Below are 25,225 nucleotides of genomic sequence, written 5' to 3' on the forward strand. Positions count from 1 at the left end.
CACGCCATCTTGCCGGGATTCAAAGGCTGATGATCGGGAGTTTCAAGTGGAAATTTTCCGAGCCGCTCGTATTCGGTCAGCCACTACGAAGGATCGGTTTCGAACCCATGCAACCTGCCGTGAAGCTGCTCCGCCGTCTTCTCGCCCCCATTGTCATTCAGTGAGCTAGGCGGGGTGGCGCTACGGTGGGCAAAGTTCCAAAGGTTCCGTGTGATCGTCCGACGTATTCTGCAACGCGATTCCTGTCATTCCATTTCGCGCCGCGCGCTCCTCGGCGGAATTTTGTCGGCGGGAAGTGCCCTCGCGCTCGGCGGATGCGCCGGCCTGAGTGCGGCCGGCGCGCGCTTCGACGCGTCGTCCCTCTCGGCTGACCCCACATTGCTTGTCACCACCACGCGCAAGCCCGTGAACGGCGGTCGCACGAAACCCTGGTTCGGGCCGGAGCGCGCCACGACCATGACAGTCGCGCGGGCGAAGCTGGTGGCGCCGGACGAGGGCCGTCTTTCTCTCGCGTCGGTTGGAATTGGCGATTGGCGCCTTGACCGGGTCGAACCGGTGTCGGCCGACGTTGGCGATCTCGTTGCGCAGGCCGGCGGAGGAGACGTGCTGATCTATGTGCACGGCTTCAAGCAGACATTCGAGACGGCGGTGCTCGATGGCGCCCATCTCTCCGATGGGATCAAGTTTCGCGGCCGGACCATGGTGTTCTCCTGGCCCTCCAAAGCAGGACTATTCGACTACGCCTACGACCGCGACAGCGCGATGTGGTCCCGCGACGATTTCGAACGCGTGCTCTCTGCGCTGGTGTCGGCGCCAGGCGGCGGCCGCGTGCACATCGTTGCGCACAGCATGGGAACCATGCTGACGCTCGAAAGCCTGCGTCAGCTCTATGCGCGATACGGCGACACAGTCACGGGCAAGATCGGCGCGGTCGTGTTTGCCGCGCCTGATATCGACATGGATGTGTTCTCGTCGGCGATCCAGCGCATCGGTCCGCTTGCCGGAAAGATTACCGTGATCGCCGCGACGAACGATCGCGCGCTGGCACTGTCGGGACAGATCGCAGGTGGTATGACCAGGGTCGGCGCCGCCGAGAAGGCCGCCATCGCGCGGCTCGGTGTGCGCGTGGTCGATGCCTCGCAGGAAGGCTGGGGCATCATCAACCACGATCTGTTTCTGTCCAATGCGGAAGTGCAGCGGGTGATCCGCCGCTCGATCGACGGCACGACCGCGTAAGAGAGCGCCTGGACGGCGAAAGCTCGTGGGCACGCTGGTTGCGGCTACAAGCGGAAAAACGGCCGGGTTTCGGAATGCCCGGTCTCGTACGCAAATGGCGCGCCATTCAGAATAAAACTACGAACTCTTATGTAATTGAAATCGCTACATAACCTCGACGAAAACCCCGCATGCGATGCTCGCATGTGCTCAAAGGACAGCAGCCAGAGCCCGTCAACGAATTGCGGCTTGCCGATGAAAGACCTATGTTGGATTCATAGTCAGGCAGCCGCCCATCGCGTGGTGAGAGTCTGCTGGGATGACCCTCACGGTGGATGGTTTGCATTCCGCATCGGAGGTGATGTCATGGCCATTGCTCCCACGCTCCAGAAATACCTAGCCGCTGAAAACATCCAATACGAGGTGATACCGCACGAGCTCAGCATGACGTCCGCTCGGACGGCCGAAGCATGCCATATCTCGGGCGACCGCCTCGCCAAGGGCATCGTATTGCGGCGCGACGGCGGATACATGCTGGCCATCTTGCCCGCATCGCATCATCTCCGCCTGTCGGACTTGAGGACAAGTCTCGGCGACAATCTCCACATGGCCGATGAGACCGAGATCAATCGGCTGTTCAGCGACTGTGCACACGGTGCGGTTCCTGCCGTCGGCAAATGCTACGGATTGGATATCATCGTCGACGACAGCATCGAGGCACAGCCGGACATCTATATCGAAGCCGGCGATCACGAGACGCTGCTTCATATGGGTCATGCGCAGTTCGCGCGCCTGACGGCCAATGCGCCGCACGGGCGGTTCAGCGCGCACGATTGAGCATTTCGCACACTGCCTGTTACGGTCGTACAATTCGGAAGATGGGGTTGGGGGCGCCGCTGCATTGCTTCAATGCACCTGAAACCCACGAACGGAGGTTCGCCATGAAAGTCAAGGACGTGATGCACAAGGGTGTCGACTGGGTCAGCCCCAACACCCCAATCACCGAGCTCGCCAAGTTGATGCGGACGCATGACATCGGCTGCATTCCGATTGGCGAGGACGACAAGCTGGTCGGGATGGTGACCGACCGCGATATCGTCTGCAAAGGGCTCGCGAGCCACAGCTTCGACGCCGGCCGCGCGACGGCGCGCGACGTGATGACCGAGGGCATCCATTGCTGCCGGGAGGACGATGACCTCGCAAAGGCGATGCATCATATGGAGAAGCTACAGGTCCGCAGGCTGCCGGTGATCAACAAGAGCAAGCGGATGGTCGGCATCATCAGTCTGGGTGACGTCGGCCATTCCGCGGCAGGTGATTTGCTGAGCGAGACCGTCAGGAGCGTTTCGGCGCACCACTGAAATACGGCCAGGGCTCCGCTCGCGATCGCCGCTCGGTCAGGCGTCGAGCTGGGCTGGAGCCATGCCTTCAAGGAGCTAGGCCTTCAAGGAGCTATGCCTTCAACATGCAACCATCGCGCGGCACAAAGGCGCCGGCGCGAAGCGCTTTCCATTACGCCGGCTTGAACGCAAGGCGATGTGGGTGGACGTCGATCTGGAATATCGCGGATTTGGCGCTCCCTAGGGGAATTGAACCCCTGTTTCAGCCTTGAGAGGGCCGCGTCCTAACCGCTAGACGAAGGGAGCGTGAGGGCTAGCCAATAACCTCGAAATTTGTCCGCCGCAAGGACCCGAACGGGCCTTTTACGGCTCATTGGCAAATTTCAGCTTTCCGGCCGGCTTGAGCGTGTGGGCATCGAAGGTGCGGATCTCGATGACCCCACCGATATCCAGCGTGACCACGAGACGGTCGCCGGCGACCCCGGTGGAAACGATCTTGGCGCCCTTCGGCAGGGTGGCGGCGATGTCGCTCACGGGATCAGTCGCCCTTCCCTCCGACTTGAAAAGGCGGTAGCCCACCGCGATCAGGACGGCGCAGATGGCCAGCGCCGAGGTCAGCCCCGCGATCAGCATCATCCGCCGCACCCGTGCAAACAGCGCGGCCTGCTCAGGGGTCGGTTCGGGAACAGCGGTATCAGACGTCGTCATGGATAGCTCAGGCTCTGCGCAAAGGTTGGAGGTCACGGTCGAAGGCGACGAGGGCTCGGCCCGGCTCGACCGCGTGCTGGCGGCGCGCCTTCCCGACCTGTCGCGATCAAGGCTCAAAACCCTGATTCTGGCGGGTGCCGTGAGCTTGAAGGCCACCGCGGTCCGCGACCCCGCTTATCACGTCGCATCCGGCGATACGATCATAATCGACGTGCCGGAGGCGGCCCCACCGGAGCCCAAGGGCGAGGATATCGCCCTCGATATCGTGTTCGAGGACGACGACATCATCGTCATCAACAAGCCTAGGGGGTTGGTGGTGCACCCCGCGGCCGGGCACGAGACCGGCACTCTGGTGAACGCGCTGATCGCCCATTGCGGCACCTCGCTGTCGGGGATCGGCGGAGTGCGCCGGCCCGGCATCGTGCACCGGCTCGACAAGGACACGACCGGACTGATGGTGATCGCCAAGAACGACCTGGCGCACGCCTCGCTCACCGCCCAATTCGCCGACCATGGCCGCACCGGGCCGATGCGGCGCGGCTACATGGCGTTCGCCTGGGGGCTGCCCGGCCGCCATCGCGGTACCGTCGACGCGCCAATTGACCGCCACCCGTATGCGCGGGAGAAGATGGCGGTGCGCCAGGGCGGCCGCGAGGCGGTGACGCATTGGGAGCTGCTCGAGAGTTTTACAGGGCGCGACGGCAAGCCGATCGCGGGGCTGCTGGCCTGCGAGCTCGAGACCGGACGTACTCACCAGATCCGCGTCCACCTCGCTCATATCGGCCACCCCCTGATGGGCGACGCGGTCTATGGCCCGCATTTCAAGACCAAGGCGAACCAGCTCGGACCGGAGTCGCAAGGCGCTTTGACGGCGCTTGGCCGTCAGGCCCTGCATGCTTATTTGCTGGTACTTGAGCACCCCCGAACCGGAGAACTTCTTCACTGGGAGGCCGGCCTGCCGGAGGATTTGCTTCTCCTGGAGCGCGCTTTAAAAGCGGCGCTATGACGCAGGGGTTTTGAGAAAACCGTTACCTTACAAAAAGTTATAGCTGCCACACGGGGACGTGACGTCAGCAATCCTTCCCTTTTTGACCCCCGATAGGGTATATTGCGCCTGCGTTGGAAATGACCAACGTGGAACATCGCAGCTACGACCGGCTTTAACCAAGCGGTCGTCTGCCTGGCCCGCCGCTATCGGGGGCCTGAACCTCTGGAGGGCTTCACAATGGCCCGTACCGCTGCTTTGCCGGTCCTCAATGGAGAATCCGGCCTCTCTCGCTACCTCGCCGAGATCCGCAAGTTCCCGATGCTGGAACCCCAGCAGGAATACATGCTCGCCAAACGTTGGCGCGAGCATGACGATCGCGACGCGGCGCACCAACTCGTGACCAGCCATCTCCGGCTCGTCGCCAAGATCGCCATGGGCTATCGCGGCTACGGCTTGCCGATCTCCGAGGTCGTCTCGGAAGGCAACGTCGGCCTGATGCAGGCGGTCAAGCGCTTCGAGCCCGAGAAGGGCTTCCGTCTCGCCACCTATGCGATGTGGTGGATCAAGGCGTCGATTCAAGAGTACATCCTGCGTTCCTGGTCGCTCGTGAAGATGGGCACCACCGCGAACCAGAAGAAGCTGTTCTTCAACCTGCGCAAGGCGAAGAGCAAGATCAACGCGCTGGACGAAGGCGATCTCCGCCCCGACCAAGTGAAGATCATTGCCAAGCGCCTCGGCGTCACCGATCAGGACGTGATCGACATGAACCGCCGCCTCGGTGGCGACGCGTCGCTCAACGCTCCGATCCGCGACGACGGCGAAGCCGGCGAATGGCAGGACTGGCTGGTCGACAATACGCCCAACCAGGAAGCCATGCTGGCCGAGCACGAGGAGTATGATCACCGCCGTGACGCGCTGAACGGCGCCATGGGCGTGCTCAACCCGCGCGAACGCCGCATCTTCGAGGCCCGTCGCCTCGCCGATGAGCCGATGACGCTGGAAGACCTTGCCGCCGAGTTCGGCGTGTCGCGCGAGCGCGTCCGCCAGATCGAGGTCCGCGCCTTCGAGAAGGTGCAGTCCGCGGTCAAGGGCACGATCGCAAGGGCCGAACAGGCCGCGCTGGAAGCCGCGCACTAAGCGCAGGCTTCCGCGGCCCACGAATTGGCGGATCGAGAAGACGAAAAGCCGGCGGCAACGCCGGCTTTTCTATTGTGTGTGAGCTGCAGCATGTTCGCGGGAGGCGCCGGCGGGGCATATTGAACGCACGCGACGGGTCAGACGACCAATATGACCGGGCCACATCCAGAGAACGGGCACACATCGTGTCGATCATCCTGCAATCCACCGTCGGCGGCTTCTCCGCCCAGTTCATGCGCAAGCTGCCGCTGGTCGAACAGGCCATGCGCGACCACGGGCTCGATCCATCGGAATTCGTGATCTCCAAGGACTATGCCTCGACCGCGACGATCCCGATCATCGGGCCGTTCTTCTTTAACTACAGCGTGTATTTCGGCGAGGAGACATTCACCGTCACTGAGCCGAATGACATGGTGTTCCTCGACTACTTCCTCAAGCGCGTGCTGGCCGCAGACGGGCCGCCGGAATTGCCGGAGCAGCCGGGACTGATCCGGCGCTTGTTCGGCTGGATGACGCAGCCGGTGTAGTCTCGACCGTCACTCCCCCCACGTCCGCGCCAGCGTCGCGAGCCAGCAACCTTCGCAATAGCGCGCGTCCTTGAAGTCGATCCAGTTGTGGGCATAGACGTGGTCGAGCGGGATGCCGTAACGCGCGCGCAGGACCTGGACCAGGATCTTCCAGGCAGCGACCTGCGCCGCCGTCGGACCGATCGTGACATCGGGATAATTGCCGGCGAACTCGACGCCGATCGAATTGTCGCGAACGACCTGATGATAGGTGGCCGTGTTATCGACGTACTTGTTGTCGTTGCGATTGGCGCCGTCGGTGTGGGTCGGCACCAGATTGTCCGCGACCGACCAGTATACCGTGCCGTCGGTCTCGACCCAGACCATCACGCCGCGCCGGGTGGGATTCTTCGACTGCGCCTCGGCGCCGCCGTGCGCTGACCCGGTTGGCCCTTCGGTCTGGTGCACGATGATGTTGCGCCAGGCATGAGCATCACGGACATCGCCCCATGGCGCGAGCCAGACGATCTTCAGACCAGGAATGTCGGGCGTGCCGGAGCTGCGCGCGAGCTTTGTGAGCTCGGCGTCCATTGCGGCGGCGGGAGCGATCAGAAGAGCGGCGAGAATAGCCGCGACAAGGCGGGACAGCATATCGGGATCCAACAACGGACCCGAGCCTAGCAGGGTTCAAGCGAATTTGCGCGCGGCTTCGACCGGCTCGGGCGAGAGCGGCGGCGCCGGATCAAAGACCGCAAAGTCGTTCTTGCCGTTCTTCTTGGCGGCATAGAGGGCGTGATCGGCATGGGCGATCAGCCGGTCCGGGAATTGGCCGATGCCGCGATCCCATTCCGCAACGCCGATCGAGATCGCGATCGGGATGTCGTTGCCGGAGCAGGCGGCGGCATCCTGGCGGCAGATCTCGAGCACGCGGCGGGCGATCAGCGCGCCTTCGCGCAAGGAGGAGGACGGCAGAACGACGCAGAACTCGTCGCCGCCGGTGCGGGCCAGCATGTCGCCAGGCCTCAAGCGCGTCTGCGCCATCAGGGTGAAGTGCTGGAGGCAGGCATCGCCCGCGGCATGGCCATGGGTATCGTTGATGGTCTTGAAGCCGTCGAGATCGATCACCAGCAGCGAGAACGGCTCGCCGCTGCGCTCCGAGCGGGCGCATTCTTCCGACAGCCGCTGCAACAGATGGCGGCGGTTGGCTACCCCCGTGAGATCGTCGAGCAGCGCGAGGTCGGCAACCTCGTTGCGCAAGCGGTCCATCGCCATCAGCAGGAAGCCGAAATTGAGCGTCATCGACAGGAACATGAGCCCCAGCACCATGACGGCATGAGACTGGCTGCCGGCGATCGACGAGAAGTCGCCGCCAAGCAGATTGCCGGCCGTGCGCGCCACGAAGATCGCGATCATGGTGATGATCACGATGCCGGACAGCCGGGCCCCCGGGCTGGCGCGGCCTTCCGGCGGCGACAGCAGCAGATTGAGCGTCAGCAACAGCGGCAGTGCCTGACCGATCGTGTAGCAGAGCATGCGCAGCGGCATGTGGTCGAAGACGAACCTGAAGAACACGACGCCGCAGATGCTCAAGACACCGGTCGCGGCCATGACGCGCCAGGACACCGGCCGATCGTAGAAGCGCTGGATGCCCATCGCGGCGAAGCAGGTCGCCGCGATGATGCCGACGCCCCCGATCAGAAGCGGCAGAGGAGACATCACGAACAGGCGGACCAGCGCCGTCGACGCCCCCGCCGCGCCGACGAAGGCCGATGCCATCCAGAACCGCGCGGCCTCGAATTTGGGATAGGAGCGGATCACGTAGGCCCAGATCAGGCCCAGCGCCAGGAAGTTGACGACGAACACCGTCCAGAGTGTCGGCACGTTCAGCATGACGCCCGCAGCACGCGCAGCGTCCCGCCCCCTGTCTCTGGCAGAAGTTCGTCCATGACCCGTCCCCGTGTTCTTGCGGAGGATCATGCGCGGGTGCACTTAACGGAACCTCACTGCGATCGTCGAAAGCGCGCCCTTGGTTTTGGATTCATGAACGCCGCGTCTCGATTATCAGATCGTTAGGTACGTCACCGGCGCATCGCGCGATCAGTCGATCGCGCTTCGCGAAGCGGATTCGCGGACCAAAATCACCCAAAAATGCATCTGAGCTGTGGATAACGGGATGACACGGATATGACAGCGCGAGGCAGCGCCCCGCGAATCTGCTGAGCTTGTCGTCGAGGATGTTGCGAGGCTGGCCCTCCGCCGAGCGTTCCTCGTGTCGCGTTTCACCATTAACCCTTAAGAGGATCCTATGGCTAAGAAAGCGAAGAAGGCGAAGAAGGCGACGAAGAAAAAGGCCAAGAAGGCGAAGAAGAAGTAACGCAGCTTCTTTTGATTTCGCCCGGGTGGAGCCTCGCTCCGCCCGGGCTCCGGGTGAGGCTGAAGGTAGCGGGCGCGAGGCCCGCTTTTTTATTGGCTACCGCTCGGCGAATGCGAGCTTGGCGCCCAACAGGGCAAAGCCAGCCGCAAAGGAGCGGCGCAGCCAGGCCATCACACCTGGACGGGAGATGACGCGCTCGCGCACCGACGCCGCGCAGAAGCCGTAGACGACGAACACCGCAAAGGTCATCGCCATGAAGGCGCCGCTCAATTCCAGCATCCGCGCCAGCACGGAAGCCTCATCCGCCGCAATGAATTGCGGCAGGAAGGCGAGGAAGAAGATCGAGAGCTTTGGGTTGAGGATGTTGATCAGGAAGCCGGTGACGATAACCTGGCCGCTGGAGCGCGCCTTGATCTCGCCGTCGACTGCCAGCGCACCGGTTTCGCGCAGCGCCTGCCAGGACATATAGAGCAGATAGGCCACGCCGCACCATTTCAGGGCGGCAAAGGCGAGCGCGCTGGTGTGCAGCAAGGCGGCGAGGCCAAGCATCGCCGCAATCATGTGCGGCACGATCCCCAGCGTGCAACCGAAGGCCGCCGCGACGCTGGCGCGCGAGCCGTGCGTGAGTGCGGCTGCCAGCGTGTAGAGCACGCCGGTGCCTGGCGAGGCGACAACGATGAGCGAGGTGAGCAGGAAGGACCAGGACATACCTCGTCCCTACCACCCCTGACGCTTGCCGAGAAGTCACGACCCGGTCAGCAGCGCCACCAGGCAGGAAGCCAAAGCGCGAATGCGTCTCAGTTCAGCTGGGCGATCTCGGCTTCGCGCAGGACGTCGAGCGGCGCCCATGGCTTGGCCCAGAACTTTGCGCCGTCAGGCAGGGGCTGCATCAGGGGGCGGCCCGAAGTGACGACGACGTCGAGCTTCGGATTGCGGTCCTTGGCGACGTGCGCGAGCTCAACGCCGTTCATGCGGCCGGCGAGCTGCACGTCGGTCAGCATCAGGCAGAGCGCACCGGCACTCTTGTCAAGCACAAGCTCGGCCGCTTCCGCGCTTTCGCATTGGATGACCTGGTACCCGCTCTCTTCGAGCAGGAGACAGAGCATCTCCCGCTGCATGGCGTCGTCCTCAACGATCAATGCGGTCGCTTGATATGGCTGGGCCTGTGCCATTTGGCTGCTCCATGCTCGCATCCGCTCTAACTAACCTGGGTTAAGAACGCGAGAGGCGATATGGTTCGGTTCCATACTGAAAATATGTACATTGAAGTTGCATCTGGGATTGCAGCGCTTCCGCCCGGGGACGCGCCGACCGCGCCACAAGCTCGTCATTGCGAGCGGAGCGAAGCAATCCAGACTGTCTCCGCGGAGGGATTCTGGATTGCTTCGCTGCGCTCGCAATGACGATGGTTAGCAGCGTGCCCGCCTACTGCCCCACCAACCGGTCCGCAAAATAGCCGATCGTCTTGCGGTAGATCACCGCCCTGTTCCACTCGCGCATCGCGTCGAAATTGGCCGAGCCTTCGTCATAGGGCTGACCCATCTTGAAGCCGCTCGTGTGCAGCAAGTTCGCGGTCGAGGCGAGCACGTCGGCGACGCTGTGGCGGAGGTCGACATGGCCGTCGCCGTCGAAATCGACGCCGTACTTGATGTAGGACGACGGCAGGAACTGGGTCTGGCCGATCTCGCCGGCATAGGCGCCGATGAGGTCGCGCAGCGGCAGGTCGCCGCGCTGCACGATCTTGAGGGCTGCGAGCAGCTCCCCCTGGAACAGCTCGGTGCGTCGGCAATCATGCGCGAGCGTTGCAAGCGTGCGGATCACCGGCAGCTTGCCCATGTCGCCCTTGCCGAAATCGCTCTCCAGCCCCCAGATCGCGACCAGGATCTGCCGGGGCACGCCGAACTGCTGCTCGATACGCGAGAGCAGCGCGGCATGACGCTGCAGCAACGCGCGGCCGCCATTGATGCGGCCAGGGCCGACGCGGGTCGAGACATACTGCTCGAAGCTCTTGTTGAAGGTGTAGCGCTGGCGCCGGTCGAAGGCGAGCACGGCACCATCCTGGGTGATGCCGCCAAACGCCGCGCTGGTCACGCCCGCCGAGACGCCGGCTCCTTGCGCTTCCGCCGTCATGCCGGCGACAAAGCTGTTGAAGTCGCCACCACAACGCGCGGCCTCGGCCGACCCGCCCGCCAGACAAACGATGGATGCGACGGCAAGAGCGTATCTCAACATGCGGGAAAATCCTTAGAAGCCATGCGCGGAAAGCGGCGGGCGATCATGCCCGGGAACTGGATTCGCGTCAAAGCGGACACGGACCCGATCATATCGGTGCCCGCGATCAACTGCGCCGAAACAAAAAACGAAAAACAACCCCATGCACAGTAGGAGCAGAGCGCCGATTGTCTACGATTTTTCCGAATCTGAGTTGACCCGTCGGGCAAAACAGGGGTATGGTGCCAGCATCGCAGACTCCAGACCTCGGCCCTTTCCCGCGCCGCGTCCGGAGAACGCAGTGCGATCCACCATCATGCCCGACAGCACGGACATCCCACTGCGCATGGTCGCAGGCCCCTGCAGCTCAATCCCGGCCACCGCGCGCGAGCTCGCTGCGTTGCGACAGCGCGGTGAGATGAACAAACTGCTTTGGGGATCCAAGCATCCGCTTTTCGAAACTGCAGGAACCCGTGATGCCATCAGCCGCGTATCCGGTGCGCTTGCTGCGACATCGACACCACAACGATTTATCATGACGATTTATCTTGCCATCGCAGGGCGCAAGTTCTAACCTTCTATCTCAGGTTGTTGCCCTGCCAGCCCCGGGCGACGCCGAAGACCAAAAATAAACGGCGGGCTTACCGGCCCGCCGTTTATTTGAGGGTCGGGGTCGCATCGGACCTTGCGGGACGCTTGGCGCCCCGGTCAGGCAAACAGATTGCCTCTGCGAAGATTGTCGTTGCGCAGAAAGCTGCCGGATTGACGCTGGCGGCCGTCAAAGTCATTTGACTGCGGCGCCCTGATCGACGAAAAGCCCGCCATGGCCAAAAAACCCGGAACCAATCCCAAAGGCGAATTCGCCTTTTTCAACGTCTTCTACGAAGACGGCTCCCAACGCTCCAACCGGCGCGTGCCTTCGGAGCTGCTCGGAGGCCTCGATGGCGATGAACCCGCCCGCGCCTTCATCATGGAGCAGGACCGCGAGATCGCCGAAAAATCCGGCCGCCCGCCGCTCGAGATCAAAAGCCTCGACCGGGTCGGCGCGAAGAAGAAGTAGGCTCCGCGCGCGAAACGCACGAAGCGACAGCGCAGACAAAAAACGGCGGGCTTTCGGCCCGCCGTTTTCGTTTGGATGGATGCCTCGATCAGTTATCCAAAAAGCTCCGCAGCTTCCGCGACCTTGACGGATGCTTCAGCTTCCGCAGCGCTTTCGCTTCGATCTGGCGGATACGTTCGCGGGTCACCGAGAACTGCTGGCCGACTTCTTCCAGCGTGTGGTCGGTGTTCATGCCGATGCCGAAGCGCATGCGCAGCACGCGCTCTTCGCGCGGGGTGAGCGAGGCGAGCACGCGCGTGGTGGTCTCGCGCAGGTTCGACTGGATCGCGGCGTCGATGGGGAGGATCGCGTTCTTGTCCTCGATGAAATCGCCGAGATGTGAATCCTCTTCGTCACCGACCGGCGTTTCGAGCGAGAGCGGCTCCTTGGCGATCTTGAGGACCTTGCGGACCTTCTCGAGCGGCATGCCGAGCTTTTCGGCGAGCTCTTCCGGGGTCGGCTCGCGGCCGATCTCGTTGAGCATCTGGCGGCTCGTGCGCACGATCTTGTTGATGGTCTCGATCATGTGCACGGGGATGCGGATGGTGCGCGCCTGGTCGGCGATCGAGCGGGTGATCGCCTGCCGGATCCACCATGTGGCGTAGGTCGAGAACTTGTAGCCGCGGCGGTATTCGAACTTGTCGACGGCCTTCATCAGGCCGATGTTGCCTTCCTGGATCAGGTCGAGGAATTGCAGGCCGCGGTTGGTGTACTTCTTGGCGATCGAGATCACGAGACGGAGGTTGGCTTCCACCATCTCCTTCTTGGCCTGGCGGGCTTCGCGCTCGCCCTTCTGCACGGAGTGCACGATCTTGCGGAACTCGACGATCTCGAGGCCGGTCAGCGCAGCAAGCTGATGCACCTCATGGCGGAGGTCCTTGATGCGGTCCTTCTCGTGATGGACGAAATTCTTCCAGCCCTTGGCCGAAAGCTTCGAGACGCGGTTGAGCCAGCGCGGATCGAGCTCCGAGCCGGTGTAGTTGCGCAGGAAGTCCTCGCGCGCGACGCCGTGGCTGTCGGCGAGGCGCATCAGGCGGCCCTCATGCGAGACGAGGCGCTTGTTGATGTCGTAGAGCTGCTCGACCAGTGAATCGATACGGGCCTGGTTCAGGCGCAGCGACTTCACCTCGACGATGATCTCGTCCTTCAGCTTCTTGTACTTGCGCTCCTGGTGCGGCGAGAGCGACTCGTTCTGGAGCTGGTTCTGGATGTCCTGCTCCTGAAGCTTGCGCAGCTTCTTGTAGCTGTCGGCGATCTTGTCGAAGATCTCGACCACCTTCGGCTTGAGCTCGGCCTCGATCGCCGCAAGCGACATCTGGTTCTCGAACTCGTCGTCCTCGTCCATGTCGGCTTCGGCGGCGGACTCCGCAGGATCCTTCTCGGCCTCGCCGGCATTGCCGCCGGCTGGCGCGGCGCGGAACGGGGTCGGCGCCGGGGGAGCGGCGGGCGGCGCGACATGCGCGGGCGCACCCACGGCAGCGACGGGCTGGTCACCTTCGGCCGGCGCTTCGCCGTTGGGACCGGCGATCATCGCAGTGTTCATGCCGGCCTTGGCATCGGGCCCGGCATAGGTCGCTTCAAGATCGATGATGTCGCGAAGGAAGATCTTTCCTTCGTTGAGCTCGTCGCGCCAGATGATGATGGCCTGGAAGGTCAGCGGGCTTTCGCAGAGGCCCGCGATCATCGCCTCGCGGCCGGCCTCGATGCGCTTGGCGATCGCGATTTCGCCTTCGCGGGAGAGCAGCTCGACGGTGCCCATCTCGCGCAGATACATGCGCACGGGGTCGTCGGTGCGTTCGCCCGGCTCGCTCTTCTTGACCTCGGTGACGGCCTTCTGCGTGACCTCGACGAGTTCGTTGTCGGTCTCGTCCTCGCCGCCCTCGTCCTTTTCTTCCTCGCCTTCGCTGTCGTCGGCTTCGGTGACGTTGATGCCCATGTCCGAGAGCATGGACATGATGTCCTCGATCTGCTCGGGCGAGGTCTGGTCGGACGGCAAAACTTCATTGAGCTGATCGAAGGTCACGAAGCCGCGCTTCTTGGCCTGCTTGATCATCTTCTTCACTGCCGCGTCGGACAGATCGAGCAACGGAGACGGCGCGTCCTGGGAGTCCTTCTCCGGCGCGTCCGCTGCCTTATCGTCCTTTTCCTTGTCCTTCGCCTGCAGCGTCTTTGCCTTGGTGGCCATCCATTGCTCCTAAACGCGTTTCATGCAGGCGTGCGCGCGCCCGCGTGAAATCACTTGAACCTGTTGCTCGACGCTCTCGCTTCGCCAGATCTCGACACGGAAAGGGCGGCGCGCACATTTCTCGCCACCCCGACCTTTCTCTCGCCGGATTTGCCTAACGCTTCGTGAGCCTCTTTGTCGCAGCGGATGCAGGTGAAGTGCCAACAGCTATTGCGCGGATTCATTCCTGACGCGTCTGTTCTGCCTGCGGCCGCCTGGGGGCCAAAGTGCTACAAGACCGTTAAGCCTCGATTAACCCTGTTTTTGCCGCCAAACCTTGGATTTGGCGAGTCTTTTAGCGGTGCCTAGCGCGGCCGTCCGCATGATTCTTTCATCACACGCTCTTCTGGAACCGGCCCGACAGCTCGCCAAAACCCTCAATCAGGGCCTCGGTGCCGTCGACCGCGGCCAGCCGGGCCTTGACGTCACGCAGCCACGCCATATTGGCCTCGCTGGGATCGTCCCCCAAGGCCAGCTCGGCGTCTTTCAGCTCTCTAAGTAGTGAATGGTACTGCCGATGCAAGGCAACGAGCTGGTGCCAGGTGGCAAGAACGTCGTCGCGGGCCGCGCCCTCGCGGGCGCCCCACACCGCCGCGGTGGTGATGCCACCCTCAACTCGTTGAAGAAGCTGCGCAAATCCACCCTTCTCGATGTCGGCCCGCATCTTCTCGGCCTGCTCGCCGGGGTCCGGCGAGTGATGATGATCGTTGGCGAAAGCAGCAATGATGCCGGCCCTGAGCTTGTGGGCCTCGGGGTGAGCGAACTCCAGGGCCGCCACCTCCTCGAGGTGCTCATGCAGCAGCCAGGGGTGGTTGATCAGGCTCTGCAGGATCAGGGCCTCCCGGCGGGAGATGGCGCTGCGCTGGCCCCGCATGATCGGGCTGGCCGCCAGCTGGGGGCTCGCCGCCTGGTAGGGGCCGGAGGGGAGCGGGACCGGGCCGGGCGGGCCGCGGCGGCCTCCGCCAAATCCTTGGCCAGATCCTTGCCCAAACCCTTGGCCGAATCCCTGGCCACCGAATCGATTCGCCTGCCCCCCGCCGCGGGGCTGGAACGAGCGGCCGCCGCCGCCCTGGCGGAAATTGCCCCTGCCAGCAAAGCCGCCGCGCCCGCCGTCGGGTGCAAACGTCCGCTGGAGCCGCTCGACGAACTCGTTGCGGTAGTAACGCCGGACCACCTCATCACGGATGCCGTTAGACAATTCCTTGATGCGCGCTTCCAGCGCCGCACGGCGCTCGGGCGTGGCAAAATTGCCGCCTTCGAGCTCGCGCGACCAGATCATGTCGGCGAGCGGACGCGCCGCGGCGATCACCTCCTCGATCGCACCGCGCCCGCCGGAGCGCGCGAGATCGTCGGGGTCCTGCCCTTCCGGCAAAAGCGCAAAGCGCAGGCTCTTGCCCGGCGCAAGAAACGGCAAGGCAAGGTCAGCGGCACGATAAGCGGCCTTCTGTCCGGCGCGATCGCCGTCGAAGCAGAGGATCGGCTCGTCCGCCATCTTCCAGAGCAGCGCGAGCTGGTTTTCGGTCAGCGCAGTTCCGAGCGGCGCGACGGCGCCTGGGAAACCCGCCGTGACCATGGCGATGACGTCGACATAGCCTTCAACCACGATCAGCGATGCGCCGTCATGCGTGGCTTTGCGCGCGGTCTGGTGATTGTAGAGATTGTCGCCCTTGTGGAAGAGCGGCGTCTCCGGCGAGTTCAGGTACTTGGCCGGAACGTCCTTCTCCAGCGCGCGTCCGCCGAAGGCGATGACGCGACCGCGCAAATCAGTGATCGGAAACATCACGCGATCACGGAAGCGATCGTAGGGCACGGGAATGTCGTTGCCGGCCACGAGCAGACCGGTCTCGATCATGTCCTCGACGGACACGCCGAGCTTGCCGAGATGCTCCTTCAGCGCGAAGCGCTCGGGTGGTGGCGGCGCATAGCCCAGCCGAAACTGCACTTGCGTCGCCGGCGAGATGGCGCGGTCGGCGAGATAGCCGCGCGCTTTCGCACCGACGCGCGAGGCCAGCGTCTCGGCGAAAAACTTGGCCGCGAGCTCCATCACGTCATGCAGCGTGCGCCGCCGTTGCTCGTGCCGCGCCGCATCGGGCGTCACCGCCGGCAGCGGCAAACCAGCCATGCTGGCGAGCCGCTCGACGGCTTCTGCGAACGGCAGGCCGTCGGTCTCCATCACGAAGGTGATGATGTCGCCGTGCTTGCCGGAGGAGAAGTCGTGGTAAAAGCCCTTCTGGTCGTTGACGTAGAAGGACGGCGTCTTCTCCTGCTGGAACGGCGACAGCCCCTTCCACTCCCGCCCCGCCTTCTTCAGCTTGACGCGCTTGCCCACGACCTCGGAGACCGAAAGCCGGGCACGAAGCTCGTCGAGGAATTGGGGCGTGAAGCGCACGGCCATGTGTAGCGCAATCCAGAGTGAGTCGGGCGAAGGATCAGGGATATAGGTGCGGCCAGCCCAGAAGTCAGGTTTGTCAGGGTTATGCGGGTTATTCGACCTATGCACAGGGCGGGAAATCTCTCGCGAAACGAGATCCCTACCCGGGGTTCCTAGACTACCCGCCCATGGAGCAATCAGTTTCGACCTTTCCCGGCGGGACCGGGATTGTTGACATACAACGATTACGTTTGTATATACACGCACACGATGAAGTCGCGGCTACGGCTTCAGACGTCATAGCAAACCTCATGCGCGGCAAAATGCGGTGTCATTTGGACAATTTGCCATGACGGAAGATTTGCAGTTGCTGTTCGCGAGCGTTCGCGACTTCGAATGGGATCCAAAGAAGCGCGCGACAAACCTGCGCATTCACGGCATCGACTTCGAAGACGCGCGCGGAATTCTCGACGGCCATACCTTCATCCGCCGGTCGGATCGCAATGACAAAATCAGGTACCAAATCTTCGGTTACATCGACGGGCGGGAAGTCGCGGTCGCCTGTGCGATCCGCGGGACGGTCTGCCGGTTCATCTCGGTCCGGCGTGCGCGTGAAGACGAACGGCAGAAATACTACAATCGTTTCAAGGGACTCCCCGAGGAAGGGGAAGACTGACTGGGCTCGCGTCGACGCGCTGACCGACGAAGACATCGCCGAGGCTGTCGCCAACGACCCCGATGCGGTGCCGATCGATATCGACTGGTCGGATGCCGTGTTGGTGATGCCGCCGAGGAAGAAGGCGATCTCCATCCGGCTCGACGAGGACGTGCTCGATTTCTTCAAACGCGAGGGCGAGGGCTATCAGCGGCGCATGAATGCGGTGCTGCGCTCCTACATGCAGCAGAAGTCGAAGCCGAAGAAGCGGGCTTGATCCGGGGCAAAACCTCCGAATGCTGGTGACGGAGCCCTTGAACCCCGCCCGGTTCCACGCTTCCATAGGCCATGTTCAGGACCTTTCGGGGTGGCCAGAGCGGGGGCTGGCGCGTGACCTCGATATCGCCAGTGACAGGCGAGCCCCTGCCCTTCATGCCGGCGCTGTCGGTCAACGACAGCGACGCCGTCTCGTTGCCGCTGGTGCCCTCGCGCAACGCGTGGCGCCTGGTCGGTGTGCCGAGCAGCTTGCGCTACACCGAGCGCGCCGAGAAGCAGCAACTCGTGAGCATGCAGGCCGGCCTCGGCCGACCGGAGGCAACCAGCGCGGCGCTGATCCCGATCCGCAAATCGCAGGCCTGGTGGGAGCTGACGCAGGAAGAGCGGCGCAAGATCTTTGAAGACATATCGCACCACATCGCGAGCAGTCTTCGTTTTCTGCCCGCGATCGCGCGCCAGCTCTATCACTGCCGCGACCTCGGCGAGCCCTTCGATTTCCTGACCTGGTTCGAGTTCGCGCCCACCCACGCTTCGCTGTTCGAGGAGCTGGTCGGCATGCTCAGGCGGACCGAAGAATGGACCTATGTCGAGCGCGAGGTCGACATCCGCTTGGTAAAGGAAGTGCTGTCGGCCTAGTGGTCGAGAAAACGACCGGACTCGATGCGGGGCAGGTCCGTCACCGGCCAATTGTAGATGTAGGTCCAGGCCGGCGCAGTCGTGCCGTCCGCGCCGGTCACGTCGATCAGCTGGCGCAAATATTCCGTCGGCTCCGGAAAGCCCTCGCCACAGGCCTCGTACATGTCGAGCTCGCGCAGGAGCTCGTCGCCTGCGCGCAGTTGAAAAAGCTCACCGTGCGCAAGGTCGGACGGCGCGTCGGACAGCAGCAATCCCGGGTAATGCTTCACCAGCACGAGCCGGCCGCGGCAGCTCGCTTCGCTCAGAAAATCCGCATGCTGCGCCAGCAGCCGCGCCATCGGGTGGTCGAAGCCGCGCATCAGGGTGCCGTAGACGAAGAGACGATCGGAGGTCATGGGGCTCTATAAACTCTCCACGCTGTCATTGCGAGAAGCTCTTGCGACGAAGCAATCCAGACTATCGCCGTTGGAAAGACCCTGGATTGCTTCGCTTCGCTCGCAATGACGAAGGAGACAGCTGTATTTACAAGACCTCCGCTGCCAGCTCCGCGCCGCTGCGTTGCTCGTCCGAGATCACCTTGATGCTGACGTCCATGACGTCGAAGGCGTCCTGGGTGCCGATATAGATGCCGTGCAGCGGAATGGCCTGGCGCGGGTCGCGCGCGACGGCGACGCGGATAAGGTCGCGGGTACCGACGATGCCGTTGGTCGGATCGAACTCGATCCAGCCTGCGCTCGGCAGATAGACCTGCACCCAGGCATGGGTCGAGCCGCCGCCAACATGGTGATGCGCGATGTCTTCGGGCACGAAGATGTAGCCGGAGACGAACCGCGCGGCGATGCCGAGCCGGCGCAGCGCCTCGATCATGAACAGCGCATAGTCGCGGCAGGTGCCGGTGCCCCACTGCAACGTATCGAACGGGGCTTGCGTGCCGGGCTCGTGACGCCTGCGGTATTTGAACTGCTTGCGGATGGCGTGCGTGATGCGGCTCAAGATCTTGAAGGTCGGCGACGGCGCGTCATCGTCGAGAAAGCCGCGCGCCCATGCCGCGATCTTGCCGTCGGGATCGGGATATTGCGGCGTCATGTACTGGACGAGATCGGGCAATTCCGCGTTATCGTATACGAAGGGATAGAAGTAAGCGGGATCGTCCGGCGTCAGCGCGAATTCCTCGGCCGGGGTGTGCTCGACGGTGACGTGCCAGTCGAAGATCAGACGGTCCGCGCGCTCGTCGAAATCAGCGATCGCGACCGAATTGCCGAACACGTCGTGGATCCAGCGCAGCGACAGCGGCTCCGGCGAGATTTCGAGCCTGGAGGCGAGCACGCGCAGATCATGGCCGTCGCTTGGACGCAGCATGAACCTGTGCTCACCGAAGGCCACCGGACGATTGTAGCGATATTCGGTCTTGTGATGAATCGTCAGCAGCGGCATCGTCGGGAGATCATGGTGATTTTGGGCAGACCCATCTATAGCGATTCGTTGCCCAATTTCCGGGGCGACTGCTTTTTCCATAGGCAATCAGGATGGCTTTAGACACAGCCGAGGCAACTGATCAACTCCTCGGCGAAGGCGATATTCCGCCAGTGCATGAGGTGAATGCAGCTGGCACATCACCCTTCCTGCTCACATCGGACCATTACGGCCGCATCCTGCCGCGCTCGCTCGGCGATCTCGGGGTCTCGGAAAGCGAGCTCGTCAGGCACATCGCCTGGGACATCGGCATTGCCGGCGTTGCCGAGCGGATGGCGGAGATGCTGGATGCCCATCTGATCGCACAGCGATATTCGCGTCTCGTGATTGACTGCAACCGGCCGCCGGGCCTGGCGAGCTCGATCCCAGTGATATCGGAGGCGACGGCGATCCCGCGCAACGAGGGCATTCCGGACAGCGAGCGCGCGGCACGGCGGCGCGAGCTCTTCGAGCCCTATCATCATCGCATCAACACGGTGATCGACAGCCGGATACACGCAAAGCGGCCAACCGTGCTGGTGTCGCTGCACAGCTTCACGCCTGTTTATGCCGGTGTCGCGCGGCCCTGGCACATTGGGGCGCTCTACAATCGTGACACCGTGCTGCCGAAGCTGCTGTTGAAACATCTGCGCGCAGAGGGCGATCTCGTCGTCGGCGATAATGAGCCCTATGCGGTGAGCGATCTCAGCGACTACACCATCCCCGTCCACGGCGAGGCCCGCGGCCTCGTCAACACCGGCATCGAGATCCGCCAGGATCTGATCGCGGATCAACCCGGCCAGCAGCAATGGGCGGAGCGGCTGGCAAGAATCTTTGCGCAGATCGAGATGGAGTTGAAGCCGGAGCTGTTGGTCGACTAGCCGCGCGTCGCGACGAACAGCGCGAGCGCAGCAAAGATCGCGGCGATGCCCCATAGCACATAGGCGAAGCGACCGCCGCCGCGAACATCCAGCGTGGCCTCGGCGGGGTTGTCGGGGTTGACGTGGACCTCCACAGTCGCGCCATCCTGATAGAGCGACATCAGCTTCTCCAGCAACTTGGTGGAGGCCTGTGGCGTGCCGGCCGCAACCCGCGCGCATTCATTGGTGTAGCGGACATTCTGGTAGCTGTAGGTATAGGTGACGCGTTTGCCGAACATCTCGACGCCACGGCTTTCGCCCGGCTCGCTCGCCTCGTGATATTCCTCCATCTCCGACAGCTTGACGGTGCCCGGCACCACTGGCCAACGCGTCGCCACCGCGGCCTGCCGCCGCACCGCCCAGCCCATCAGAGCGATGACGAGGCCGAACGCGCCGAAGCCCACGACCATCCCCGCAAGGTCGGGCCGGCCGATGTGACGCGCGAGCCAGGCATAGCTCTGGTTGAGGCCAAACGCCGAGCCTAAGATGATGGCGACGACGATGGCCGAGCCGATGCCGAGACAGCCCCACAGGCCCTTGGGCAGGTCGCGCTCCAGCACCGCCTGATCGGGGTGGCGCGGATTGTAGTAGACCGTGACGATGCTGCCGGCCGGATATTTCGCGAGCTTCTCGGCGACCTGGAAATTGCCGAGGTCCTCTCCGATCGAGACGCGGTTACCGCTCAGTTTCCGGCCGCTCACCGAATATTCGTAGGTCACATTGGCGAAGTTGCGGCTCTCCATGCGGTAGCCGTCCTCACGCTCGTCGTCGGACACCCTGACCTCGCGCACCTCGGCAACTGACGTGACGACCTTGCCTGATACCTGCGGCCAGCTCCTCGCCTCGCGCGCCTGCCAAGTCTTCACGATGGCGGCAATCAGGATCAGCGCGAGCGGCGCGAGCAGCATCGCGTAAACCAGCGGAGGCAAATTCGGCACGGCAAAAATCCTTCGTCAGCGGCAATGCTTCCTTGGACGCATCGCCGCCGACGAAGGTTCAACCGGGTTGTCAGCTCATTTGGCCCTGATCAACGCCAGCCAGATGCCGCCGCCGATCATGAAGCCGCCGGACACGCGGGACACCATGCGGGTGCGGCGCGCCGAGAAAAAGCCGCGGACCTGTCCGGCAAGCAGCGCGTAGATTCCGTCCGTCAAGCCGGCAAGCACCATGAAGGTGATTCCGAGCACAAGGACCTGCGACAGGTGATCCTTGCTCATGTCCATGAATTGCGGAATGAACGCCCCGAAGAACACCAGCAGCTTCGGGTTCGACAACGCCACGACAAAGCCCTGTAAAAGGAAGCCACCGCGAGGGGGTGGCGGCGGCGCGTCGGTGTCGACGCCCTCAACCGGAGAGCGGATCAGCTTGATGCCGAGCCAGACCAGATAGGCCGCGCCCGCAAAGCGCACCCAGTTGAACCAATAGCCCATCGTCGCCATGAGCGTGGTGAGGCCCACCGCAAGTATGCCGATCACGATCAGCAGTCCGACCTGCACGCCGAGAATGTTGGTCAGCGCCGCGCGCGTGCCGTGGCGCAGTCCGTTGGCAATGACGAGGGTGACGATCGGGCCCGGCAGCAACGCGAGCGCGATGCAGGCAGCGATGAAGGCGAGATAGGCTTGCATGGACATCATGATGAAGACTCAAGCTGGGGGCGCTTGCTTGTATTAATGCATGGCACTTACTTCCCGTCCAGCGCCGCAACCAGCCACGCTTTCATCTCCTGCGTCTCCAGCAATGCGAGCGCCGCATGCTGCATCGCGTTGGCGTCGCCCCGCCCCTGCGCCGCCGCAACGAAGAGATCGCAGCGCCGCGAGACGGCGACGCCGACCGCGGCGTGGCTCGTACCGTCATATCTCGCGAGATCATAGCGCCGCGCACGACCGCGCATCTCGCCGACGTGCACCACCTCGCCCGGCCCGGTCGCGGTAAAGCGCGGAGAGATCAGATCGATATCGGCAACACGATCGACCTCGTCGTCATCGGCGACGCCGCTATCGCAATTGCAGAAGCCGCGCTTGGCGCGGATATAGAGCTCGGCGCCGTCGCAGCCAGCGCCCTCGCAGCGAAACGCACGGCCCGCAGGCCAACCGTCGCGCGGGAACGGCCAGGCGAGCTCGCGCCAATGCGCCGATGTCGGTGCAGGCTGCCGCGCAAGCCGATACACCCCGACGCCGGACACGATCCCGAGTGCGGCAAGGGCAAGCGCGATCGTCGCCGCGCGCCGCATCGTCAGTTCTTCGGCAGGCCGGCAGCGGCACGTGCCGGCCCGGTCAGCTCGAGAATGTGCAGGCCAGTGTTGGCGCGGTCGACGATGTAGATGTAGCCGCGGTCGTCAGTCTCGACATTGTTGGTCTGGATCGCGACCTTGCAGCGCTCGCCGCCTTCGACCGGAATGCAGCGCTTGTCGGTCGCCTGCGTGATCGCAGGAATGAAATAGCCGACTTCCCTGGGATGATAGGGATCGCGGATGTCGAGCGCGCGCACGCCGGCATTGAAGAAGGCGATGAAGGCCATCTTCTTGTAGTAGACCGGCGCCATGCTCTCGTTCGAGGAATGCGAGCCGAAGCGGCCGCCGCGCTGGCAGAACTGCCCGCTCGCCTCCGGCACGGTGTAGCTCGAGATCATCATCGGCCGCGTTTCGGTGGTGACGTCGGCGAACCACACCATCTGACGCGCCTCGCCGCATTCGTTCAAAATCGCCTCGTCGACGATCATGACGATGTCGCGGGTCTTGCCGTCCTTGTCCTCGGCGAATTCGGCGATGGGCATGTCGAGCATCGGAAACGTGGTGTGCGCGCCGTTGAACGCCGACATCGGCAGCCGCGAGATCTCGGGAAGGCGCAGATTGTCCGGCGTCGGCTCCTTCGGCCCGTTCAGAAGCTTCTCGCGATCGACGATCTGCAAAATGCCGCCCTTGTTGGTGCCGTAACCGAAATAGACGCGGTTGCCATTCGGCCCGGTCGAGATCGGCCCATGCAGCTCGGTCGGCACCGCGCCGGTCGATCCGGGCTCCTGGCCGGGCAGGCCGAAGTCGCGGATTTTTTGCGGATGGGCGGGATCAGAGAGATCATAGATCTGCGTCATGCGCCGTGTGCGCCAGTCCGGCGCGCCCGAGACGAGATAGGCAATGCCGGTGTCGCATTCCCACCAGCTCTTGTGCGTGTCCTTCAAGCCGCCGATGCGCGTGATCAGCGCGGGATTGGCGGGATCGGCAACGTTCCAGATCTCATGCGCCTCGCTGCCGAAGGTGCGCAGCATGTAGACAGCGTTCGGATCTCCCTTCGGCAAGCTCTTGCCGTCGCAGACCCGCACCATCTGCGCGCCGCCGGATTCATACTTGCCCTCCTGCCCAGGCAAATGCCTGAGATATTTGGGATGCGCGGGATCGGTGACATCGACGATCGAGGTGCCGTTCGGCTCCGCCTGGCCCGTCATCGGATTGACGGGCGCCGGCACGTCGTCAGTGCCGCCGTGGTGTCCGATATAGGCGATCCAGCGGTCGCCCTGGTGATGGATGGTCGGCTGATAGGCGCTGCGTGCCTGCAAATCATTGGCGCCCACCAGCTTCATGTTGGACGCCTCGGGCGGCGCACCGATGGTCTGCTTCTGGGCGTGAACAAACGTGCTGCCGGCGAAAAGGACAAGGGCGGCAGCAGTCAAGACGCAACGGAACATCAAAGTCCTCCCGGAACCAATCTGCGCTGGCTGGGATTCAAGGCTAGCACAGCCAATTGCGGGCGCCAAAGACACCATCGCTGACGCGTCGCCCCGGAATGACGGAGCTCTTGACATGCAACCATTTGGTTGCCTATTATTGCCGCCATGGATGAGGTCTTCAAAGCGCTCGCCGATGCGTCACGACGGTCGCTGCTGGACAGGCTTCACGCCAGGAACGGCCAGACCTTGAACGAGCTTTGCGAGGGCCTCGCGATGACGCGTCAGGCCGTGACAAAGCACCTTGTCATTCTGGAAGAAGCCAACCTGGTCACGACCATCAGGCATGGCCGCGAGAAGCTGCACTATCTCAACCCGGTGCCGATCCACCAGATCGGCGAACGCTGGATCAGGAAATTCGAGCGCGGCAAGCTCGCCGCGCTCAGCGAGTTGAAACGTCAGTTGGAGAAACGCGATGAGTAAGCCGCAATTCGTCTACGTGACCTATATCGAAACCACGCCGGAGAAGTTGTGGAAGGCGCTGACGTCGAGCGAGTTCACCAGGCAATACTGGTTCGGCGCCGAGGTACGGTCGGACTGGAAGGTCGGCTCGCCTTTCGCGCTTCTGCTGGACGGCGAAATCACCGATTCCGGCGAGATTTTGGAGGCCGATGCGCCGCGGCGCCTGTCCTACAGCTTCAAGCACCAGAAGTTCGAAGAGCTGCGCGGCGAACCGATCACGCGGGTGCTCTTTACGCTCGAGCCCTTCGATTCAGTCACGCGGCTGACGGTGCTGCATGACGGCTTCATCGAGGGCGGCAAATATCTCGGTGCTGTCTCCAGCGGCTGGCCCGCGATCCTGTCCCAGCTCAAGACCCTGCTGGAGACCGGCAAGCTGCTCAACGTCACGCGCGCGGCGCTCAACAAGGGATTCGACCCAAAATGAATCTCGATCAGTTCAAGCCTCTGACGGTCTATACCATCTACATCGCCTCCACGCCGGAGAAGGTGTGGGAGGCGCTGACCTCGGCCGAGTTCAGCCGGCGGTATTTCTTCGGCAATGCCGTGGAGGTCGAGCCACGGCTCGGCGGGGCGTTCATCGTGCGCACGCCCGACGGCGCCCTGCACATCAGCGGCGAGGTGCTCGCATATGACCCGCCGAGAAAACTCTCGGTCACGTTCAACGTGAACTGGCCCGATCTGATCGAGAAGCTCGGGCCAACCCTCGTCACCTACGACATCGAAGAGGTCGGTGACGCGGTGCGGCTCACCATGAGCGAGGGCCATGATCGGCCGCTCAGCGACGACATTCTTGCTGGTGGCCGCTCGGGCTGGCCCGCGATCCTGTCCAGCCTCAAGAGCATGCTCGAGACCGGCACGCCGCTCGTGGTCAAGATGGGGCCGCCGCAACGGATGCTGGATGCGTTGAAGGCGATGGGGATCAAGACGCCGTAGG

29 protein-coding genes and 1 tRNA gene are annotated in these 25,225 nt (G+C 63.3%); 15 read left to right on the forward strand and 15 right to left on the reverse strand.

Translation table 11 applies throughout. From position 1 onward, the window contains the following. The first annotated feature begins 210 nt into the window (after nucleotides 1-210). From ABID59_RS02530 to ABID59_RS02540, 3 genes are all read left to right on the forward strand, one after another. Nucleotides 211-1,236, forward strand: coding sequence for an alpha/beta hydrolase (locus ABID59_RS02530; RefSeq protein ID WP_148755806.1), 1,026 nt, complete (start codon nucleotides 211-213; stop codon nucleotides 1,234-1,236). A gap of 234 nt (nucleotides 1,237-1,470) precedes the next feature. Continuing rightward, entirely contained in the window at nucleotides 1,471-2,052 is a 582-nt protein-coding gene (locus ABID59_RS02535; protein WP_354082574.1) for an aminoacyl-tRNA deacylase, read from the forward strand. Between the two features lie 104 nt (nucleotides 2,053-2,156). Beyond that, a complete protein-coding gene (locus ABID59_RS02540; protein ID WP_354082344.1) occupies nucleotides 2,157-2,576 on the forward strand; it encodes a CBS domain-containing protein in 420 nt (139 codons plus the stop codon). A gap of 210 nt (nucleotides 2,577-2,786) precedes the next feature. Here the strand turns inward: ABID59_RS02540 and ABID59_RS02545 are convergent. Then, nucleotides 2,787-2,861 (reverse strand) — tRNA-Glu (locus ABID59_RS02545). A 57-nt stretch (nucleotides 2,862-2,918) separates the two neighbouring features. Then, nucleotides 2,919-3,263: a hypothetical protein gene (locus ABID59_RS02550; RefSeq protein WP_148755809.1), complete on the reverse strand. Its 345-nt coding sequence runs from the start codon at nucleotides 3,261-3,263 to the stop codon at nucleotides 2,919-2,921. On the opposite strand from ABID59_RS02550, the gene ABID59_RS02555 reads away from it, so the two are divergent. From ABID59_RS02555 to ABID59_RS02565, 3 genes are all read left to right on the forward strand, one after another. After that, on the forward strand, nucleotides 3,262-4,269 hold the full coding sequence (locus ABID59_RS02555) for an RluA family pseudouridine synthase (protein ID WP_354082345.1): 1,008 nt from the start codon (nucleotides 3,262-3,264) through the stop codon (nucleotides 4,267-4,269). The genes ABID59_RS02550 and ABID59_RS02555 overlap by 2 nt on opposite strands. Nucleotides 4,270-4,488: 219 nt before the next feature. Continuing rightward, a complete protein-coding gene (rpoH, locus tag ABID59_RS02560) occupies nucleotides 4,489-5,388 on the forward strand; it encodes an RNA polymerase sigma factor RpoH (RefSeq protein WP_148755811.1) in 900 nt (299 codons plus the stop codon). A 185-nt stretch (nucleotides 5,389-5,573) separates the two neighbouring features. Further along, nucleotides 5,574-5,915, forward strand: coding sequence for a hypothetical protein (locus tag ABID59_RS02565; protein ID WP_354035550.1), 342 nt, complete (start codon nucleotides 5,574-5,576; stop codon nucleotides 5,913-5,915). A gap of 9 nt (nucleotides 5,916-5,924) precedes the next feature. Here ABID59_RS02565 and ABID59_RS02570 read toward each other — a convergent pair whose 3' ends face one another. From ABID59_RS02570 to ABID59_RS02590, 5 genes are all read right to left on the reverse strand, one after another. After that, a complete protein-coding gene (locus ABID59_RS02570; protein WP_354035549.1) occupies nucleotides 5,925-6,545 on the reverse strand; it encodes a peptidoglycan recognition protein family protein in 621 nt (206 codons plus the stop codon). A gap of 36 nt (nucleotides 6,546-6,581) precedes the next feature. Further along, nucleotides 6,582-7,784: a GGDEF domain-containing protein gene (locus ABID59_RS02575; protein WP_354082346.1), complete on the reverse strand. Its 1,203-nt coding sequence runs from the start codon at nucleotides 7,782-7,784 to the stop codon at nucleotides 6,582-6,584. A gap of 580 nt (nucleotides 7,785-8,364) precedes the next feature. Beyond that, nucleotides 8,365-8,976 (reverse strand): LysE family translocator, encoded by a 612-nt coding sequence (locus ABID59_RS02580; protein ID WP_148755815.1) that lies wholly within the window; start codon nucleotides 8,974-8,976, stop codon nucleotides 8,365-8,367. Between the two features lie 89 nt (nucleotides 8,977-9,065). Further along, entirely contained in the window at nucleotides 9,066-9,440 is a 375-nt protein-coding gene (locus ABID59_RS02585) for a response regulator (protein WP_148755816.1), read from the reverse strand. A 253-nt stretch (nucleotides 9,441-9,693) separates the two neighbouring features. Then, entirely contained in the window at nucleotides 9,694-10,500 is an 807-nt protein-coding gene (locus ABID59_RS02590) for a lytic murein transglycosylase (protein ID WP_148756748.1), read from the reverse strand. Nucleotides 10,501-10,780: 280 nt separating this feature from the next. Between ABID59_RS02590 and ABID59_RS02595 the strand changes: the two genes are divergently transcribed. Together ABID59_RS02595 and ABID59_RS02600 are read left to right on the forward strand one after the other, a co-directional pair. Continuing rightward, nucleotides 10,781-11,053, forward strand: coding sequence for a hypothetical protein (locus ABID59_RS02595; protein WP_354082347.1), 273 nt, complete (start codon nucleotides 10,781-10,783; stop codon nucleotides 11,051-11,053). A 249-nt stretch (nucleotides 11,054-11,302) separates the two neighbouring features. Further along, nucleotides 11,303-11,539: a hypothetical protein gene (locus ABID59_RS02600; RefSeq protein WP_027534326.1), complete on the forward strand. Its 237-nt coding sequence runs from the start codon at nucleotides 11,303-11,305 to the stop codon at nucleotides 11,537-11,539. 88 nt (nucleotides 11,540-11,627) lie between these two features. Here ABID59_RS02600 and rpoD read toward each other — a convergent pair whose 3' ends face one another. Beyond that, complete coding sequence (gene rpoD / locus ABID59_RS02605) at nucleotides 11,628-13,763, reverse strand: RNA polymerase sigma factor RpoD (protein ID WP_148751576.1); 2,136 nt, start codon at nucleotides 13,761-13,763, stop codon at nucleotides 11,628-11,630. Between the two features lie 373 nt (nucleotides 13,764-14,136). Continuing rightward, nucleotides 14,137-16,191 carry a DNA primase gene (gene dnaG, locus ABID59_RS02610; protein WP_354082575.1) on the reverse strand — a complete coding sequence of 685 codons (2,055 nt, stop codon included), beginning with the start codon at nucleotides 16,189-16,191 and terminating at the stop codon, nucleotides 14,137-14,139. A gap of 331 nt (nucleotides 16,192-16,522) precedes the next feature. On the opposite strand from dnaG, the gene ABID59_RS02615 reads away from it, so the two are divergent. The 3 genes from ABID59_RS02615 to ABID59_RS02625 all read left to right on the forward strand — a co-directional run bounded on the left by ABID59_RS02615 (nucleotide 16,523) and on the right by ABID59_RS02625 (nucleotide 17,740). Further along, nucleotides 16,523-16,849 (forward strand): BrnT family toxin, encoded by a 327-nt coding sequence (locus ABID59_RS02615; protein WP_354082348.1) that lies wholly within the window; start codon nucleotides 16,523-16,525, stop codon nucleotides 16,847-16,849. A 67-nt stretch (nucleotides 16,850-16,916) separates the two neighbouring features. Beyond that, nucleotides 16,917-17,105, forward strand: coding sequence for a BrnA antitoxin family protein (locus ABID59_RS02620; protein ID WP_246229902.1), 189 nt, complete (start codon nucleotides 16,917-16,919; stop codon nucleotides 17,103-17,105). Between the two features lie 71 nt (nucleotides 17,106-17,176). Beyond that, entirely contained in the window at nucleotides 17,177-17,740 is a 564-nt protein-coding gene (locus ABID59_RS02625; RefSeq protein ID WP_354082350.1) for a chlorite dismutase family protein, read from the forward strand. Here ABID59_RS02625 and ABID59_RS02630 read toward each other — a convergent pair. Next, nucleotides 17,737-18,135, reverse strand: a complete 399-nt coding sequence (locus ABID59_RS02630; RefSeq protein ID WP_354082351.1) for a gamma-glutamylcyclotransferase family protein — start codon at nucleotides 18,133-18,135, stop codon at nucleotides 17,737-17,739. The two genes, ABID59_RS02625 and ABID59_RS02630, sit on opposite strands and share 4 nt — an antisense overlap. Before the next feature lie 127 nt (nucleotides 18,136-18,262). Continuing rightward, nucleotides 18,263-19,174, reverse strand: a complete 912-nt coding sequence (locus ABID59_RS02635) for a transglutaminase family protein (RefSeq protein WP_354082352.1) — start codon at nucleotides 19,172-19,174, stop codon at nucleotides 18,263-18,265. A 92-nt stretch (nucleotides 19,175-19,266) separates the two neighbouring features. Here ABID59_RS02635 and ABID59_RS02640 point away from each other — a divergent pair, with 92 nt between their 5' ends. Continuing rightward, nucleotides 19,267-20,073, forward strand: a complete 807-nt coding sequence (locus ABID59_RS02640; RefSeq protein WP_354082353.1) for an N-formylglutamate amidohydrolase — start codon at nucleotides 19,267-19,269, stop codon at nucleotides 20,071-20,073. Here ABID59_RS02640 and ABID59_RS02645 read toward each other — a convergent pair. The 4 genes from ABID59_RS02645 to ABID59_RS02660 all read right to left on the reverse strand — a co-directional run bounded on the left by ABID59_RS02645 (nucleotide 20,070) and on the right by ABID59_RS02660 (nucleotide 23,790). After that, the gene (locus tag ABID59_RS02645; protein ID WP_354082354.1) at nucleotides 20,070-21,050 is read right to left on the reverse strand and encodes a DUF3592 domain-containing protein; all 981 of its coding nucleotides are present in this window, start codon (nucleotides 21,048-21,050) and stop codon (nucleotides 20,070-20,072) included. The genes ABID59_RS02640 and ABID59_RS02645 overlap by 4 nt on opposite strands. A gap of 75 nt (nucleotides 21,051-21,125) precedes the next feature. After that, the gene (locus ABID59_RS02650; RefSeq protein WP_354035689.1) at nucleotides 21,126-21,743 is read right to left on the reverse strand and encodes a LysE family translocator; all 618 of its coding nucleotides are present in this window, start codon (nucleotides 21,741-21,743) and stop codon (nucleotides 21,126-21,128) included. 50 nt (nucleotides 21,744-21,793) lie between these two features. Continuing rightward, on the reverse strand, nucleotides 21,794-22,342 hold the full coding sequence (locus ABID59_RS02655) for a hypothetical protein (protein WP_354082355.1): 549 nt from the start codon (nucleotides 22,340-22,342) through the stop codon (nucleotides 21,794-21,796). Between the two features lie 2 nt (nucleotides 22,343-22,344). Next, nucleotides 22,345-23,790: an LVIVD repeat-containing protein gene (locus tag ABID59_RS02660; protein WP_354082356.1), complete on the reverse strand. Its 1,446-nt coding sequence runs from the start codon at nucleotides 23,788-23,790 to the stop codon at nucleotides 22,345-22,347. 147 nt (nucleotides 23,791-23,937) lie between these two features. Between ABID59_RS02660 and ABID59_RS02665 the strand changes: the two genes are divergently transcribed. From ABID59_RS02665 to ABID59_RS02675, 3 genes are read left to right on the forward strand one after another with little or no spacing between them, the layout of a single operon-like run. Beyond that, entirely contained in the window at nucleotides 23,938-24,252 is a 315-nt protein-coding gene (locus tag ABID59_RS02665) for an ArsR/SmtB family transcription factor (protein WP_008544842.1), read from the forward strand. Beyond that, on the forward strand, nucleotides 24,245-24,715 hold the full coding sequence (locus tag ABID59_RS02670; RefSeq protein WP_354082357.1) for an SRPBCC family protein: 471 nt from the start codon (nucleotides 24,245-24,247) through the stop codon (nucleotides 24,713-24,715). The genes ABID59_RS02665 and ABID59_RS02670 overlap by 8 nt, the downstream gene beginning before the upstream one ends. Further along, nucleotides 24,712-25,224, forward strand: coding sequence for an SRPBCC family protein (locus tag ABID59_RS02675; protein ID WP_354082358.1), 513 nt, complete (start codon nucleotides 24,712-24,714; stop codon nucleotides 25,222-25,224). Before ABID59_RS02670 ends, ABID59_RS02675 begins: the two co-directional genes overlap by 4 nt. Nucleotide 25,225 lies beyond the last annotated feature (1 nt).

It is taken from the genome of Bradyrhizobium sp. S3.3.6 (genome assembly GCF_040546905.1).
Lineage (GTDB): Bacteria > Pseudomonadota > Alphaproteobacteria > Rhizobiales > Xanthobacteraceae > Bradyrhizobium > Bradyrhizobium cytisi.

What these genes read in the sequence shown, in the direction of transcription:
- ABID59_RS02535 (WP_354082574.1), top strand. Translation starts at nt 1,471, where the DNA reads ATGAAAGACCTATGTTGGATTCATAGTCAGGCAGCCGCCCATCGCGTG.
- ABID59_RS02540 (WP_354082344.1), top strand. Translation starts at nt 2,157, where the DNA reads ATGAAAGTCAAGGACGTGATGCACAAGGGTGTCGACTGGGTCAGCCCC.
- ABID59_RS02555 (WP_354082345.1), top strand. Translation starts at nt 3,262, where the DNA reads ATGGATAGCTCAGGCTCTGCGCAAAGGTTGGAGGTCACGGTCGAAGGC.
- ABID59_RS02550 (WP_148755809.1), bottom strand. Translation starts at nt 3,263, where the DNA reads ATGACGACGTCTGATACCGCTGTTCCCGAACCGACCCCTGAGCAGGCC.
- rpoH (WP_148755811.1), top strand. Translation starts at nt 4,489, where the DNA reads ATGGCCCGTACCGCTGCTTTGCCGGTCCTCAATGGAGAATCCGGCCTC.
- ABID59_RS02570 (WP_354035549.1), bottom strand. Translation starts at nt 6,545, where the DNA reads ATGCTGTCCCGCCTTGTCGCGGCTATTCTCGCCGCTCTTCTGATCGCT.
- ABID59_RS02575 (WP_354082346.1), bottom strand. Translation starts at nt 7,784, where the DNA reads ATGCTGAACGTGCCGACACTCTGGACGGTGTTCGTCGTCAACTTCCTG.
- ABID59_RS02580 (WP_148755815.1), bottom strand. Translation starts at nt 8,976, where the DNA reads ATGTCCTGGTCCTTCCTGCTCACCTCGCTCATCGTTGTCGCCTCGCCA.
- ABID59_RS02585 (WP_148755816.1), bottom strand. Translation starts at nt 9,440, where the DNA reads ATGGCACAGGCCCAGCCATATCAAGCGACCGCATTGATCGTTGAGGAC.
- ABID59_RS02590 (WP_148756748.1), bottom strand. Translation starts at nt 10,500, where the DNA reads ATGTTGAGATACGCTCTTGCCGTCGCATCCATCGTTTGTCTGGCGGGC.
- ABID59_RS02600 (WP_027534326.1), top strand. Translation starts at nt 11,303, where the DNA reads ATGGCCAAAAAACCCGGAACCAATCCCAAAGGCGAATTCGCCTTTTTC.
- rpoD (WP_148751576.1), bottom strand. Translation starts at nt 13,763, where the DNA reads ATGGCCACCAAGGCAAAGACGCTGCAGGCGAAGGACAAGGAAAAGGAC.
- ABID59_RS02615 (WP_354082348.1), top strand. Translation starts at nt 16,523, where the DNA reads ATGACGGAAGATTTGCAGTTGCTGTTCGCGAGCGTTCGCGACTTCGAA.
- ABID59_RS02625 (WP_354082350.1), top strand. Translation starts at nt 17,177, where the DNA reads ATGTTCAGGACCTTTCGGGGTGGCCAGAGCGGGGGCTGGCGCGTGACC.
- ABID59_RS02630 (WP_354082351.1), bottom strand. Translation starts at nt 18,135, where the DNA reads ATGACCTCCGATCGTCTCTTCGTCTACGGCACCCTGATGCGCGGCTTC.
- ABID59_RS02635 (WP_354082352.1), bottom strand. Translation starts at nt 19,174, where the DNA reads ATGCCGCTGCTGACGATTCATCACAAGACCGAATATCGCTACAATCGT.
- ABID59_RS02640 (WP_354082353.1), top strand. Translation starts at nt 19,267, where the DNA reads ATGGCTTTAGACACAGCCGAGGCAACTGATCAACTCCTCGGCGAAGGC.
- ABID59_RS02650 (WP_354035689.1), bottom strand. Translation starts at nt 21,743, where the DNA reads ATGTCCATGCAAGCCTATCTCGCCTTCATCGCTGCCTGCATCGCGCTC.
- ABID59_RS02655 (WP_354082355.1), bottom strand. Translation starts at nt 22,342, where the DNA reads ATGCGGCGCGCGGCGACGATCGCGCTTGCCCTTGCCGCACTCGGGATC.
- ABID59_RS02660 (WP_354082356.1), bottom strand. Translation starts at nt 23,790, where the DNA reads ATGTTCCGTTGCGTCTTGACTGCTGCCGCCCTTGTCCTTTTCGCCGGC.
- ABID59_RS02665 (WP_008544842.1), top strand. Translation starts at nt 23,938, where the DNA reads ATGGATGAGGTCTTCAAAGCGCTCGCCGATGCGTCACGACGGTCGCTG.
- ABID59_RS02670 (WP_354082357.1), top strand. Translation starts at nt 24,245, where the DNA reads ATGAGTAAGCCGCAATTCGTCTACGTGACCTATATCGAAACCACGCCG.
- ABID59_RS02675 (WP_354082358.1), top strand. Translation starts at nt 24,712, where the DNA reads ATGAATCTCGATCAGTTCAAGCCTCTGACGGTCTATACCATCTACATC.